Source organism: Bradyrhizobium sp. YCK136 (genome assembly GCF_044570075.1).
In the GTDB taxonomy this organism is placed as follows: domain Bacteria; phylum Pseudomonadota; class Alphaproteobacteria; order Rhizobiales; family Xanthobacteraceae; genus Bradyrhizobium; species Bradyrhizobium diazoefficiens.
The window spans coordinates 2,613,046-2,627,715 of the sequence record NZ_CP172424.1; the positions used below are offsets into that span (position 1 = coordinate 2,613,046).

The 14,670-nt window shown below is 62.0% G+C and carries 14 protein-coding genes; 8 read left to right on the plus strand and 6 right to left on the minus strand.

Features of this window, described 5'->3' with window-relative positions; genetic code table 11:
- Positions 1 to 89: 89 nt before the first annotated feature.
- A complete protein-coding gene (locus ACFLEY_RS12235; protein ID WP_249163199.1) occupies positions 90 to 989 on the minus strand; it encodes a response regulator transcription factor in 900 nt (299 codons plus the stop codon).
- Between the two features lie 713 nt (positions 990 to 1,702).
- Here ACFLEY_RS12235 and ACFLEY_RS12240 point away from each other — a divergent pair.
- Positions 1,703 to 2,365: a response regulator transcription factor gene (locus ACFLEY_RS12240; RefSeq protein ID WP_211433991.1), complete on the plus strand. Its 663-nt coding sequence runs from the start codon at positions 1,703 to 1,705 to the stop codon at positions 2,363 to 2,365.
- A gap of 570 nt (positions 2,366 to 2,935) precedes the next feature.
- Entirely contained in the window at positions 2,936 to 3,196 is a 261-nt protein-coding gene (locus ACFLEY_RS12245) for a hypothetical protein (protein ID WP_027546420.1), read from the plus strand.
- Positions 3,197 to 3,290: 94 nt separating this feature from the next.
- On the opposite strand, the gene ACFLEY_RS12250 is transcribed toward ACFLEY_RS12245, so the two are convergent.
- Genes ACFLEY_RS12250 through ACFLEY_RS12270 form a run of 5 tightly spaced genes read right to left on the minus strand, consistent with a single transcriptional unit; the run spans position 3,291 to position 7,810 of the window.
- A complete protein-coding gene (locus tag ACFLEY_RS12250) occupies positions 3,291 to 4,016 on the minus strand; it encodes an SDR family NAD(P)-dependent oxidoreductase (RefSeq protein WP_060908450.1) in 726 nt (241 codons plus the stop codon).
- A complete protein-coding gene (locus ACFLEY_RS12255; protein WP_396604968.1) occupies positions 4,009 to 5,394 on the minus strand; it encodes an AMP-binding protein in 1,386 nt (461 codons plus the stop codon). Before ACFLEY_RS12255 ends, ACFLEY_RS12250 begins: the two co-directional genes overlap by 8 nt.
- Positions 5,381 to 5,626 (minus strand): acyl carrier protein, encoded by a 246-nt coding sequence (locus tag ACFLEY_RS12260; protein ID WP_060908448.1) that lies wholly within the window; start codon positions 5,624 to 5,626, stop codon positions 5,381 to 5,383. The genes ACFLEY_RS12255 and ACFLEY_RS12260 overlap by 14 nt, the downstream gene beginning before the upstream one ends.
- Before the next feature lie 34 nt (positions 5,627 to 5,660).
- Positions 5,661 to 7,544, minus strand: a complete 1,884-nt coding sequence (locus ACFLEY_RS12265) for a long-chain-acyl-CoA synthetase (protein ID WP_082755337.1) — start codon at positions 7,542 to 7,544, stop codon at positions 5,661 to 5,663.
- The gene (locus ACFLEY_RS12270; protein WP_060908447.1) at positions 7,541 to 7,810 is read right to left on the minus strand and encodes an acyl carrier protein; all 270 of its coding nucleotides are present in this window, start codon (positions 7,808 to 7,810) and stop codon (positions 7,541 to 7,543) included. The genes ACFLEY_RS12265 and ACFLEY_RS12270 overlap by 4 nt, the downstream gene beginning before the upstream one ends.
- 243 nt (positions 7,811 to 8,053) lie before the next feature.
- Between ACFLEY_RS12270 and ACFLEY_RS12275 the strand changes: the two genes are divergently transcribed.
- The 6 genes from ACFLEY_RS12275 to ACFLEY_RS12300 are packed head-to-tail and all read left to right on the plus strand — an operon-like array spanning position 8,054 to position 14,590.
- Positions 8,054 to 9,280 (plus strand): acyl-CoA dehydrogenase family protein, encoded by a 1,227-nt coding sequence (locus ACFLEY_RS12275; protein ID WP_082755336.1) that lies wholly within the window; start codon positions 8,054 to 8,056, stop codon positions 9,278 to 9,280.
- 26 nt (positions 9,281 to 9,306) lie between these two features.
- Positions 9,307 to 10,311: an amino acid--[acyl-carrier-protein] ligase gene (locus ACFLEY_RS12280; RefSeq protein WP_060908446.1), complete on the plus strand. Its 1,005-nt coding sequence runs from the start codon at positions 9,307 to 9,309 to the stop codon at positions 10,309 to 10,311.
- 32 nt (positions 10,312 to 10,343) lie between these two features.
- The gene (locus ACFLEY_RS12285) at positions 10,344 to 11,618 is read left to right on the plus strand and encodes an O-acetylhomoserine aminocarboxypropyltransferase/cysteine synthase family protein (RefSeq protein ID WP_060908445.1); all 1,275 of its coding nucleotides are present in this window, start codon (positions 10,344 to 10,346) and stop codon (positions 11,616 to 11,618) included.
- Between the two features lie 26 nt (positions 11,619 to 11,644).
- A complete protein-coding gene (locus ACFLEY_RS12290; RefSeq protein ID WP_011089020.1) occupies positions 11,645 to 12,802 on the plus strand; it encodes a homoserine O-succinyltransferase in 1,158 nt (385 codons plus the stop codon).
- An 11-nt stretch (positions 12,803 to 12,813) separates the two neighbouring features.
- Complete coding sequence (locus ACFLEY_RS12295) at positions 12,814 to 13,674, plus strand: acyl-CoA acyltransferase (protein WP_396604656.1); 861 nt, start codon at positions 12,814 to 12,816, stop codon at positions 13,672 to 13,674.
- A gap of 28 nt (positions 13,675 to 13,702) precedes the next feature.
- Positions 13,703 to 14,590 carry a branched-chain amino acid aminotransferase gene (locus tag ACFLEY_RS12300; RefSeq protein WP_028175710.1) on the plus strand — a complete coding sequence of 296 codons (888 nt, stop codon included), beginning with the start codon at positions 13,703 to 13,705 and terminating at the stop codon, positions 14,588 to 14,590.
- The last annotated feature ends 80 nt before the right edge of the window (positions 14,591 to 14,670 follow it).

A 14,670-nucleotide genomic window follows, 5' to 3' on the forward strand; every position in this document is an offset into this window, starting at 1 on the left:
ATCTGCTGTCGGGCGCGCCTGGCCGTCGCGGAGTCGACGAAAGTGTCGCAGCTTCACTCCGCGATGGGGCCGTTCGCGAGTCTCTGCATCTACTTGTAGAGCCGTACCGCGGCGTGAGCCCCTGAGTCGACGCCCTTACGGAGCAGGCTGTCGATACGGGGTACCACGACGTGACTGGAGTGAGGAACCAATGGCGCCGGCTCGTTGAGCTGCGCCATTTCGGAGATCACCTCGATGGGCTTCGCGATCCCTCTGCCCGCATCGACGGCTGAGGGGGCGCGATCGTTTGCCGGCCGTACCAGCGACCCGTGGTTCATTCCCCAGATCGCGGCCTGTGTCCGGTTCTGGACCCTGATCTTACGCAGGATCGCCTTGACGTGAACCTTCACGGTCGCCTCGGCGATATTGATCTTCCTGGCAACGCACTTGTTGGAATCGCCCTCGATAAGGCAGGATAGAATTGCCTTTTCTCGCGGAGAGAGCTGCGGCAGGATCGCGTCGTCTGCAGCAGCGAGGATGGTTTGTCTGCATTCGCCGGGCTCCGCCGTTTCAGGCTCGCGATCGCGACCGGCATCAAGGGCGAATGACAGGAATGCAGGCGGGAAGACGGTCTCGCCCATCGTCACGAGTTCGACGGATTTAATGAATGCGTCGCACGAATTGACGTTCACGAAGTATCCGTTGGCCCCTGCTCGAAATGCTGAGGCAAGATCGACTGGTCGATAATTGTCGGACACGATCGCGATGCGCGCGTCCGGGTACCTATCTTTCACAAATCCGATTTGTTCTATCGCGACATTGAAGCCATCGCCGGTATGGACGATGAGGAACATCAATTTCTCTGCTTGAAGTGAGTTCGGCAATTCCTCGGGGCTCGATACCGAGGCCGGGATGCGAAAATTTGCCGCGTGCAGGATTTTAGCAATACCTTCTCTAATCAAAACGTTCTTTCCAATAAGAACGGTCTCGCAAGACTGCCGCCTCCTCATTTTACCCTCCAGCCTACTACGCAATGACACAACAGCGATGGGCGGTTGAACTGATATGACTTGTGGTTTTTAGGTATATTGAGCTACCTCGGTCGTGTTCCTCCGTTCTGGTCTGGCGTTCTTTGCCTCGTCTCGTTGGTGGATTTCGAGCAATCCATCGTGCTTAAGCTTTTATGAATGTTAGATGCGAATTGGCGATCGCCCTATATACCGTTGGTTATAGACGCGGTTCTGCGTATACCCGTGTAATTGCGGTATAGAAAACCGCCTTCCGGCGCAGCCTCTGCGTGAATTAGGTGAGGATGTTCATTCAACATTGAAAGATTTGTTGGTTGTACTCGCTTTTATATACTATGTATAAGCGAACGCATTCTGCGAGCGAGTTAACGGCGCGGTATATATTGAACGTTGCGGAAATATCGAAGGGGTGCATCGTTGAGGATTACGCCGTTAGACGGACTGGATAGGTGCGGGGGGCTTGCTCGCCCCCGTCAGATCACCGGAGTCTTACGGGCATTCGCGTTGCATTGCTGCGTGAAGATACGGGAAGCGAACAGATCCTGGTTTGGATTAACCTAAGTATTGCGCTGCGATTCCAACATTGCTTGTATGCTATGCTGCGATTCCAGCGTTGCATGTATGCTGTATGGTGTGGGTGAAACAGAAGAAGGTGCGCGGAGTTTATGTTGGGGGGACTGGCTGAGGAGCGCGTAATGCGACGTATCAGTGTAGTCATTGCTGACCGGCATCCGGTGGTCTTGGAGGGGCTGAGCAAGGTGCTCGGCGCCGCGGCCGATTTCAACATCGTTGCATCTTGTAGCGATGCCGCAAGCTGCATCGAAGCGATCCGGACCTTGGCGCCCGATATGGCGATTGTCGATCCCGCAATGCCCGAGCTCGCCGCCGCGAAAATTCTTTCGACCGTCAACTCAGAAAATCGTTCGACGCATTTGGTGTTTTTCGTCGCGAGTGAGGATTGCGAACTGGTGTTCTCGGCGACGCCCGTGACCTGTAGTATCATCCTGAGAAATACCGATCCCGAGGCTCTGGTGCAGTCGTTGCGGCATATCGCCAATGGTCACAACGTGCTGCCATCGACCCCATCCGACTCGATCGTGTCGCGCGAGCAGGGCACGACTTCGGAGACCGGACTGACCGCGCTGACGGAACGCGAGCGTCAGATCATGCGGCTGGTCTCCGAAGGATTGTCGAACAAGGAAATCGGGCGCCGGTTGAATACTACCGACGGCACCATCAAGGTGCACCTGCACAACATCTTCCAAAAACTGGAAATCAGCAATCGGACGGTGCTCGCGGCCCTTGCCATCTCGCAACATGATCGCGCGACCGCGCCTCGGGAGAAGACTCAGGATTGAGTCCGACGAGTGGGGAGCGCTGAGGAGAGGCTCGTCACGCACCACCATTCCCGGTCGACGCTCCCACTGCAATGGGCAGGCGGCCTCTATTGGATGCAGCGACCCGATCCGAAAGATGCCGGTGATGAAGCTGCGTCTGTCATGGCGGCGCCCCGGCAACGCAACCAATCGACTGGAACAAGTAGCTTTAGGGGCTGAAGCCTGATTTCAAGCGCCGCTTGATTGGCGAGGTCGATGTCCGGGATGCCTAATGGGGTAGTCCCTCAGGCTTGGCGCCTGATCCAAAATCGCAGCCAGCGCGTCCGGCGGGAAGTGTACTTTATTCGTCATCTGCGGCTCTGGGTCGATCGCAGTTTGTCCGCTGTCAGGTAAAACGTAGTCGCGGGCTATGACGAACGGCTCCAGACATGATCGCAGAGATGTGCCGATTGGATCTCGGCACATCCGGAGCGACGGCCCTGGCCCTACCTTCCTGCCCCCCCAGTGGTCAGGGTCGTTCCCTCCTGACGGCCTGCCGTCAGGACCGGAACTCCGTCGTTGAGCTGAAAGCGAGTGCGCGGGCGCATCTTGATGTCCCTTCTGTTTCACCGTGCCGTCGAGGACATGGAAATCTGGAGTGCGGCCGGCGACGGCTTTTCCTTTGTGATCACCTATGAGACGCCTGCCGGTGCCGGCTTTCACGGACGTGCCGGCTACGTGGCGTCGTGGCGACCGCTCTATCGGGGTAACGGCGCGATCAAGATTGGCGGTTCGGCGTTTTCAACCTTCGCGGAGGCGGAGAAGGCCTGCAACACGATGCTTGAGTATCTGAAGGGGCTATCGCCGAATTGAAGTGTCCAGCCTGCCGTCAGGCCAGGTCGACTTCGAGTCCCTTTGAGCCGAGAGGAGAGGTCGCCCTCGACGGCGGATGCCCGATTTCCGGCGCTCAGGCAGTGTTACCGGCGTCGACCGTCACCACGGTGCCGGTGATGTTCCGGCCGCCTTCGCCGAGAAGATATTCGACCACGGAAGCGACGTCGTCGGCTTCGGGCAGGTGGCGCAATGCGCTGCGGCGAGCGATGCGTCGACGGCCTTCGTCGTCCAGGGACCTGGTCAATTCCGTCTCGATGAAGCCGGGCGCGATCGCGTTCACTGTGATGCCGACCCTGCCAACTTCCCGGGCCAGCGAGCGGGTGAAGCCGACAACCGCGGCCTTGGACGCGGCATACACGGACAAGCCGCTGTGGCCGGTCGAGGCGACGATGGAGGAAATGTTGACGATCCGCCCCGCGCCGTCGGCCATCATATGGCGCGCCACGTATTTGGTCAGGATCATGGGCGACAATACGTTCAAGCGAATCAAGGCCTCGATATCGGAATTGTGCATGGTCGCCAGCAGTCCGTCGGGACCGACCCCGGCGTTGTTGACGAGGCCGTAGATCGCGCCGAATTCGTCGCGCATCGATTTTGCGAAGGCCGGGATCGCATTGGTCACCGCAAGGTCGCAGGCGCGGAAATGCAGGCGTCGCTGCGCTTCGCGGACCGCAGCTGCAAGCTCCTCGCTCTCGCGGCGCGCGACGGCGATCACATTATACTCGCCGGACGCGGCGAGCCTGCGCGCGATGGCAAGACCTATACCGCGGCTGCCGCCCGTGACGATGACGTTACGCATCGGTGCGAGCCAGTTTTCCCGCCGCGGTGACGTCGATCCGCTCGACGAAGCGGATCACCGCAGGCACCTTCCATGCAGCCAGGCAAGCTTTGCACTGACCGAGAATCTCCGTGCGAATTCTCTCGTGCCGCTCCGCATTGGTGCCGTTGGTGAGGATGACGTCGGCGACCACAATGGCGCCGGTGATCGGGCTCCTGCGCGACCGCGCGCGCGACATCTGGACGGACGCGTGCCGGTTGATCACTGCTTCCACCTCCTCCGGATGCACCTTCAGCCCGCCGATGTTGATAATGCCGCCTCGCCGACCGACGAAGTGGTATCGTTCGCCGCGCAGCTCGACCATGTCGCCGGTATCGACGAAGCCCTCGGTGTCGGCGAGCGGCGGAGCATCGGCGCCGACATAGGCGCGCGCGGTACGCCGGGAACGGATCCGCAGTGAGCCGTCGACCACCTTCATCTCGACGCCGGCGTGATTCTGCCCGATCAGGTGGGCAGGAAAACCCTCGCGCCCGTCGTCCACGCTGAAACCGACGCCCGCCTCGGTCGAGGCATAGGCGTGCCCGATTGACGCATGCGGAAATGCACTGGCCAGGCCGTCCAGCACCGCCTGGTCGGCGATTTCGCCGGACAGGCGGACATAGTGCGGCGCGAAATTGGCGGACGCGCCGCTCATCAGGAGCTTGCGCCAGTGCGACGGCGTTCCGGAGATGTGGGTGACGCCGCCCGCGCGCAGCCGCGCCACATGGACGGCAATGGCTTCCCCGGGCTCCGAAAGCACCATCGATCCGCCGCCGATCACGGCCCGCAGGAAGATTTGCAGGCCGCCATAGCGGCGAATGTCGTAGAACGTCGCCCAGGTTGCGTTCCGGTAGCGCGCGGGCCCGTCGGCGATAATCGCGCCGGCGAGTCCATCGAGCGTGTGTCGGACGATCTTCGGCAGCCCCGACGTCCCCGAGGTCAGCATCAACCATTCGGTCGCATGGTCGACCTTCCGTCCCACGGCCTTCCGTTCGGGCAGGTCGACGCCGATAATAGCGCGCTTGCCAGCACTGCATCGGTGTAGCGGCTGATCGGTGACGATGGTGTCGATCCCGGCCTGATCGAGCAGGACCTGCAGGCGATCCCAATCGAGGTCGGGCGGGCCTAGAAGGATGCGGCGGGCAACGCCGTCGAGCTCGATCATTGCAAGCGCGGACAGCAGCTGTCTCGACGTCGCAAGCAGCACCGAGCGGCCGGACAACTCGAAGGACCCGCCGGTCAGGCAGCTGTGCTCGACCATGTCGGTCAGCGATACCCTGTGCCGGGCATCGGAAATCGTGCGGCCCTTCGGCCCCGCGCCAAGATATTGGCGCAACGCAATGATGTCAGGCGGGGACATTCTCGTAGGCCCTGACGAACTCACCGAGTGTAGACGGGAAGGCTGCGTCATCGGCGACAGTGAACGGATCGATACCGAGCTCGTCCTCCAGCCGCGCAACCAGGATGGCGAACGCCAGCGAATCGAACCCGGTTTCGTTCAGTGACAGATCGTCCTCGAGCGGCGGAAGCGTGACCTTCTGTTCTTCGGCGATCTGCTCCATCGCGGAGAAAATCTTCGATTTGACCGACATGGTACACCTCACATTTCGGCTTTCCGAGCCGATGTCAGAGCCTGATTTCGCCCTCAACGACGCGCGCGTAGACGGCCCGGTCGATCGAACGATAGCCGCCGGTCGCCGGATCACGCAGGAACAGCGGATCGTCCACCAGCGAAGGATCGAATCCCTCGCGGATCAGCCGCTGCTTTTGCTGCTTAAAGGTGTCGGTCGTCTCGAGCGCCCGGCACAGCCTGACGAAGGCTGGAACTGCATAAGGCGGCAGCCGATGCGAAAGGTGTTCGTTGAATATCCCGAGATCGAAATCTCGGTCCACCACCAAGGCCGCCATGCCGGCGCGGCCATCGGCCCCGGACACCGCAACTCCATAGGTCGAGGCGTCGAGAACGCCGGGGCAGTCCCTGATTGCGTCGTTCACTTCGCTGGTCGCGACGTTCTCGCCCTTCCAGCGGAAGGTGTCGCCGACGCGGTCGATGAAGTGCAAGTAGCCCTGCGCATCGCGCAACATCAGATCACCGGTGCGGAACCAGGCGTCGCCCACAGCGAAGACGTCGTGCAGAACCTTTTTCTTGGTCTCCTCGGGATCCGTGTAGCCCTCGAAAGGCCGGCCGTCGCGATCGCCGCCACCGATACGTCCGACAGCCTCGCCGATCTGGCCAGGTGCGCAGGCGATGCAGAGCCCTGCAGCGCTCCGGACCGGGCTGCCGCTGTCGGCATCGATCTTGACGATCGAGGCGGGAAAGCGATGCGCCAGAACTGGCGGGACCCGGCCGATCGCGCCCGGTTTTCCATCGACATTAAACAGCGAGAAATTGCCTTCGGTTGCGGCATAGAATTCGAGGATCTGCGGAATCGCGAACCGGTTGGCGAACGTCTCCCAGATGTCGCCGCGCAATCCGTTACCGACCGCCAGCCGCAGCCGGTGTCGCGCCTCTTGTTCAGACGCTGGCGCCTTCAGCAGATAGCGGCAAAGCTCACCAATATACTGGAAGACGGTGCAGTCGAAACGTTCGATGTCGTCCCAGAAGCTGCCAGCGGAAAACTTCTCCGCAATCGCGACCGAACCGCCCGCGCAGAGCATGCTGCAGGGAGCGGCGACGCCGCCCACGGAGTGATACAGCGGCAGGCAATCGTAGAGACGATCCTCGATGGACGCGTCCGTCAGTCCGGAGAACCATCCGCCCCAGGCGAGAATGCGGCGATGACTGACGTTCGCCGCCTTCGGTAGGCCCGTGGTGCCCGAGGTGTAGATGAGGAGCGCGCGTTCGTCGATCGTGACGTCGCCGCGTTCGGCGGAGGACAGCGGACGTGGCTCGAATGCGGCGAGCGCCGCATCCAGATCGCCGCTTGGATCGCCGGTGCCGAGGCTCCAACATTGCGGCTCGCGGTGCAGGTGCGGACGTGAGCTCTCGAACGCATCCACGCAATCGGCAGCGAGGATGAGGTGATCGGCATGAGCGACGTCGATACAGTGGGCGAGCGACTGGCCGACCAGCCTGGTGTTGATCAGTGCCACCGTCCCGCCGACGCTGCTGATGCCGAGCCAGCAGGCGAGGTAGTCCGGCCGGTTCGGCATCAGCACGCATACGGTGCGGCCGGCTTGGAGGCCGACGTCCCGCGCCCAGCGCGCATACCGGTTGATCCGGGCAGCGAGTCCGCCATAGGTGAAGGATTGGCCATCCGAGAGCAACGCGGGCAGCCCGGGCTGACGCTGTGCCCAATCCTCCACGATGTCGGCGAACAACCGATGCGGCTGGGCTTCGAGCCGTGCGGTGAGTGCGATGGCTTGCAGCCAGGTCTTGGCGGCGGACCGTCTGCGCCGCGGAGCGTCGCGTCTGGTCGCCTGCGGCTGAGCTGGCTCGGGGTGCGCGCGCACCCGTTCAATGCGGCTCGCCTGGTTGTCGAAGCAGAACCTCTGTTCAACTGGCTTCATCCCGACCCGGATCCCAGCTGGTTGAGGATCATCCGCTCCATTGCCTTTACCGATCGAAAATTTTCGGGCGTGATCTCGAACTGGGGAAGGATGAGATCGAACTCGGCTTCGACCTTGAGCATCAACTCGACCATCCCCATCGAGCTGAGTCCTATATCCACGAGTCGCGACTCCGGGTGGACATCGGCGCTGATCGCGTTCTGCTGGAGGACGCTCTTGACGACCGACAGAACACGGTTCTGAACGTTGATGGCAGTGTTGTGCATTTCAGCCGGTCTCCTGCCGTGGCCAGGCGTGATCACATTCGGGGCGACGATACCCAACTGTTCCTTCGGTCAATAGCTCTGCTTCGGAGGTACCTCGCCCGGGAGTGGAAGCTCCTTGACACCCACTTCTGCGCCAGCGACGCGGCAGGGGAAGTGAGCTACTTGTCAATTTTGAGCGGCATTCATCTCGATCTGGCTCGCATTGTCCAATCATGACAACCATGAAACGGGAGGCTCGGGCCCATGACTGTGCAGGAAGTTCAGTTCCGCAACGTCGCCACGGAAATTGGCCGAATAGCATTCTCTCCCGACGGCTCCTCGTTCCAGCAGCGAACGGCAAATGTCGCGCAGGTCGCCGCGGCGGAGGCCGAGGCGGTCGATCGCGAGGCGCGATTCCCGCGGAAGGCGATCGACGCGGCGCGCAAGGAGGGACTTCTGGGCGCCCAGATTCCGGTCGAGTTCGGCGGAGACGGTGCGCCTATCTCCGAGGTGGCAGATATGTGTTACGCGCTCGGCCGCGCCTGCGCTTCGGTCGGGATGATCTTCGCGATGCATCAGACCAAGGTCGCGTGCCTGGTTCGCCACGGCGCGGGCAGTGGTTGGCATGAGAGCCTCATGCGCCGCGTGGCTGCCGAGCAGATGCTGCTGGCGTCGTCGACCACGGAAGGCCAGAACGGCGGAAACATACGCTTCAGCTCGGCCGCAGTGGAGAGCGCTGGCACCGAGATTTCGCTGGTGCGCGACGCGACCGTGATTTCGTACGGCGCCGAGGCGGACGGCATCATCACCGTCGCCCGCCGCTCGGACTCCGCCGCCGGATCCGATCAGGTGTTACTCGCCATCACCCGTGACGACTATACGCTGGAGCCCACTCTCGGGTGGGAGACGCTCGGCATGCGCGGGACCTGCAGCGCCGGCTTCAAGTTGAATTTCAGGGGCGCTGCGGACCAGATATTCCCCGTAGCATACGAAAAGATCCATGCGCAGACGATGACGCCCGTCGCCCACCTGTGCTGGTCGTCGGTCTGGGCGGGGATCGCGGCTGCGGCGGTGGACCGGGCGCAGCTCTTCATTCGCAAGGCCGCCCGCGGATCGGGCGGCAACATGCCTCCCGGCGCGGCGCACTTCACCGCCGCCAAAATGACCCTGACGAAACTACGCGCCGTCATCGCCGCGAATCTCCAGGCCTATGGAGCACGCGAACGGGACGTGCGCGCGCTTTCGTCCGTCGACTTCCAGTCCTCGATCAATCTTCTCAAGGTGGAGGCCTCGGAGCTCGCGGTTGCGACCGTCATGCACGCGATGCGCGCCTGCGGCCTGTCCGGATACCGCAACGACACCGACGTCAGTATCGGTCGCCACCTGCGTGACGTGCTCTCCGCTCCGATCATGATCAATAACGATCGCATCCTCTCCAGCATGGGTACCGCCACGCTGATGAGCACCGTTCCGGGCTCTTTGTGCGATTGATCTCCTTCTGAAAAGGAAACGGCCTAATGAACCTGGCCATTGTCGAAGCACCGGCGGACTCCACTCCGCCTCCCTCCGATCCGCTGGACCATCTTGCGGATGCGCTGTTCCACGAGATGGGCTCTCCCGGCGTCTATGGCCGCACCGCACTCTATGAGGACGTTGTGGAGCGAATTGCGGCGGTGATCTCGCGCAATCGCGAGCCGAACACCGAGGTGATGCGCTTCCCGCCCGTCATGAACCGCGCCCAGCTTGAGAGGTCGGGCTATCTGAAGAGCTTTCCCAATCTTCTCGGCTGCGTCTGTGGCTTGCACGGCATAGAAAGCGAGATCGACGCGGCGATCAGCCGCTTCGATGCCGGCGGCGACTGGACCGAATCGCTATCGCCAGCCGATCTCGTGCTGTCGCCGGCAGCCTGCTATCCGCTCTATCCGATCGCCGCGAGCCGAGGGCCCGTGCCGGCAGCCGGCTGGAGCTTCGACGTGGCCGCCGACTGTTTCCGTCGCGAACCTTCGCGCCATCTCGACCGGCTGCAGTCCTTCAGGATGCGCGAATTCGTCTGCATCGGGAGCGCCGATCACGTCTCGGCGTTCCGGGAACGCTGGATCATACGCGCACAGAAGATCGCCCGAGATCTCGGGCTGACCTTCAGGATCGACCATGCCAACGACCCGTTCTTCGGCCGGGTCGGGCAGATGATGGCGGTGAGCCAAAAGCAGCTGTCGCTGAAGTTCGAACTGCTGGTGCCTCTGCGCTCCGAGGAGCGACCGACCGCCTGCATGAGCTTCAACTACCACCGCGATCATTTCGGCACTACCTGGGGCATCGTCGATGCGGCCGGCGAGCCGGCCCACACTGCCTGCGTAGCCTTCGGAATGGACCGTCTCGCCGTGGCCATGTTCCATACCCACGGCAAAGACGTCGCGCTGTGGCCGATCGCAGTGCGGGACCTGCTGGGCTTGGCGCAGACCGACCGCGGGGCACCGTCAGCATTCGAGGAGTACCGATGCGCCAAGGAAGTCGGGAGCTAGCCCGGGATCGGACAGCGGAAGGGAGCGCCTCCATGAGGAGAGAGACTCTCGCCGTTCACGGCGGCTTCGAAAGCGATCCGGCAACGAAAGCCGTTGCCGTGCCGATCTACCAGACGGCCTCGTATGCATTCGACAGTGCCGATCATGGAGCCGCGCTCTTCAACCTTGAAGTGGACGGCTTCCGCTACACCCGGATCGGCAATCCGACCAACGCCGTGCTGGAGAAGCGCGTCGCCGCCCTGGAAGGAGGCATCGAGGCGCTCAGCGTGGCCTGTGGTCAGGCCGCAGTGAACTATGCGGTCGTAAACCTCGCGGAGATGGGCTCCAACATCGTCTCGGTTCCGCAGCTCTATGGCACCACGCATACGCTGTTCGCGCACATCCTGCCCAGGCAGGGCATTGCGGTCCGTTTTTCGGACGACGACCGGCCGGAAAGCGTCGAAAGGCTGATCGACGACGATACACGTGCGGTGTTCTGCGAGAGCGTCGGGAATCCGGCCGGAAATGTCTGCGACATCCAGGCGATGGCCGATGCCGCGCACAGGCACGGCGTCCCGCTCATCGTCGACAACACGGTGCCGACACCGATCCTGCTCAGGCCGATCGAATACGGCGCAGACATCGTCGTGGAGTCGCTGACGAAATTCATGGGCGGGCATGGCACGACGCTTGGTGGAATTATCGTCGACGGCGGCAGGTTCCCGTGGGCGGAGCATCGCCGGCGCTTCCCGATGATGAACGAGCCGGAAAAATCCTACCACGGGCTGGTCTTTACCGAGCGCTACGGCGCCGCCGCCTACATTGCGCGTTGCCGCGCCGTCTCCCAGAGGACCACCGGCGCCGTCCTGGCGCCGATGAACGCTTTCCTGCTGCTCCAGGGCATCGAGACCGTCGCGCTCCGGATCGAGCGGCACGTCGAGAATGGCGCAAAGGTCGCGCAGTTCTTGCGTAATAACCGCCGTGTCGAGTGGGTGAACTATGCCGGCTTTCACGACAGCCCCTATTTCGTGCTGACGCAGAAGTATCTGGGTGGCCGGGCGTGTTCACTGCTGACTTTTGGCGTGGCTGGAGGCTTCGAGGCGGGCAAGCGGTTCTACGACGCGCTGAAGCTTTGCAAGCGGCTGGTCAATATTGGCGACGCGAAAACGCTCGCCTGCCACCCCGCATCGACAACGCACCGGCAAATGACGGCCGAAGAACAGGACAAAGCCGGCGTGCGGCCCGAGATGATCAGGCTGAGCGTCGGAATTGAGCACATCGACGACATCGTCGCGGATCTCGATCAGGCCCTCTGCGCCGCGAATTGACGTTCGTCAACCATGAAGGCACTCGCATGACTGTCTTGATCGACGTAGACTCGGACGAGCACCACCTCTTATCGAGAGCGCCCGGCAACGGCGCCCGCGCGATGGCGTCACCGGGAAACCGGGCGGAGTGCCTCGACATCGGGCTCATCAACAACATGTCGGATGCGGCCTTGATGTCGACCGAGCGCCAGCTGTTCGACCTGCTGGCTGCGGCTGCCGGACGACTTTGCGTCAGGCTGCATTTCTATACGATGGAGGCGACCCCCCGTTCGGAATGGGGGCGCGATTACGTTCGTCGATACTACCGTGGCATCGACGATCTGCTGAACAGACGCCTGGACGGAGTGATCGTGACCGGCGCCGAACCCAGAGCCGCCAGTCTGACGGACGAGCCGTACTGGACCACCTTCGCCGAGATCGCGGACTGGGCCCGGGAGAATACGGTGTCGTCGGTGTTTTCCTGTCTGGCCGTCCATGGGGCCGTCCTGCACCTGGACGGCGTTACCCGCCACAAGCTGCCTACCAAATGCTTCGGTGTCTTCGCTCAAACAAAGACGAGACATCATCCCTTGATGCAAGATGTGCCGAGGACCTTCCGAATTCCGCACGCCCGGTGGAACGAGGTGCAGGAGGAGGATCTCTCGGACTGCGGATATTCGGTTCTCACCTGGTCGGCGGAGGCTGGCGTCGATTGCTTCGTCAAGCAACAGAAGAACAGCCTTTTCGTCCATTTCCAGGGGCACCCGGAATACGAAACCCAGAGCCTGCTGGGTGAATATCGAAGGGATATGGGTCGCTTCCTCCGGGGAGAGAACGAGGTCTGTCCGACGATACCGAGGGGCTATCTGAACAAGGGCGCGGAAGAGATACTGATCGCTTTCCGACAGAAAGCCCTTTCCGACAGACAACCAGAGCTTTTTGCCGACTTTCCAGCGGATCAGCTGACGAGGGACCTGAGCAACGTCTGGCATCTGCCGGCCCAGCACATATACCGCAACTGGTTGCAGTACATGGTGTCGCAGCCAGCCGGACGCTCAAAGCCGTTGGGATCCCGAGAAGCGGCTCCGTCTGCCGCCGGAATTCCGGCACATCGCCACGGACGCAAGTTGGTTGCTGCTCGATCCGCTCGTCTGGCGCGTTCGCCAAATCCGGCGACCAAGAGGCGGCTCGGCTACTACGAGTGAGAGTTCGGACCATGATCCGATGTCGTGAGATAGGAATAGCCGATCTCGACGCCATCGCCGATCTTCTGACACGCGGCTTTCCGACCCGTTCGCGGGACTACTGGATCGAGGGACTCCGGCGCCTGTCCGTGCGCGAGACGCCCGACAGCTTCCCGCGCTTCGGCTACATGCTTGAGCATGACCGGGCGCCCGTCGGTGCTTTGCAGTTGATCCACACCGCAAGGAACGATGGTGGAAGCATTTCCATCCGCTGCAATCTCTCCAGCTGGTATGTGGAACCTGCTTTTCGCAGCTTCGCACCGATGCTGACCAAGGTAGCGCAGCGCCACAAGGACGTGACCTACGTCAATATCAGTCCGGCGGAATGGACTTGGCAAGTCATCGAAGCGCAGGGATTTCGCCGCTATTGCGGTGGCCTGTTCTTCTCCTTTCCGGCGCTGTCGCGTCCGGCCAAGGCGATGCGTGTTGAGGTCGTCCGGCAGGACGCGCAGGCGATCGACGGCTTGTCCGAGGCTGACGTCGTGTTGCTGGCACGTCATGCAGCCTACGGCTGCCTCTGCCTGATATGCCGCGCCTCCGATGGCCGCGCCTTTCCATTCGTCCTGCAGCCGATGCGCGTCCGTAGGATCAGGCTCCTGGCGATGCAAATGATTTATTGCCCCGATGTGGCCGACTATGTCGTGTGTGCCGGCGCCATCGGCCGCTTCTTGCTGCGGCGCGGCCGGATATCGATTGCGCTCGACGCCAATGGCCCTGTGCCTGGCCTCGTCGGCATCTACAGGGAGCCGATCGGCCGCAAATACTTCAAGGGCCCGCATTGCCCCCGACTTGCCGATCTGTCGGATTCCGAGCTGGTGATCTACGGACCATAACTTAGTCGACCCGGAACGGAGGTTCGTCATGGTTCCCGATACCAAGTCCATCAGCCATTCGAGGACATGGACATTCTTCCGAGGCCAGTGGCACGAGGGCAATGTGCCGATCATGGGGCCGCGTACCCATGGGCTCTGGCTCGCCTCGACCATCTTCGATGGTGCGCGCGCTTTCGAAGGCGTCATGCCCGACCTCGATCGTCATTGCGCCCGCGTCAATCAATCTGCGGTCAACTTCGGGCTCAAACCGGTCGTCGATCTCGACACGTGGCTCGGACTGGTGCGCGAAGGTATCGCCCGTTTCCCGGTCAATGCCGAACTCTACATCCGCCCGATGTACTGGCCGCAGAACGGCATCGGCGGCGGTGTGCTGTTCGATCCGGAAACGACGGACTGGTGCCTTTGCATCTACGAATCGCCGATCCCGGAGCCCGTCGGCAGCGCGATTACCCTGTCGCCGTTCCGCAGACCGACCGCCGAATGCGCGCCGGCCGATGTCAAGGCCTCATGTCTTTATCCGAACAGTTCGCGTGCGCTCAGGGAGGCCGCCTCGCGCGGCTTCCAGAATTGCCTGATGCTGGACATGCTCGGTAACGTCGCGGAGTTCGGCAATTCGAACGTGTTCATGGCGAAAGACGGCGTTGTCTTTACGCCTGCGCCGAATGGCACGTTCCTGAACGGAATCACGCGGCAGCGCGTGATCGAACTTTTGCGCGGTGACGGCATCACGGTGTTGGAGGCAACGCTGCGCTACTCCGATTTCGTCAGTGCGGACGAGATCTTTTCGACCGGCAATTTCGCAAAAGTCGCGCCCGTGATCCGGATCGACGACCGGCAACTCAGGCCAGGGCGCTTTTATGCGCGGGCACGAAAGCTGTATTGGGATTTTGCCCACGGAATGAAGCTTGCTGCGTGAGAGGGCATCACTGGGCAACATTGCGAGAGGATAGGGCGCGACTCTATATCAGCTTTCGCGGTCGCTCTGGTGAGCCAAGA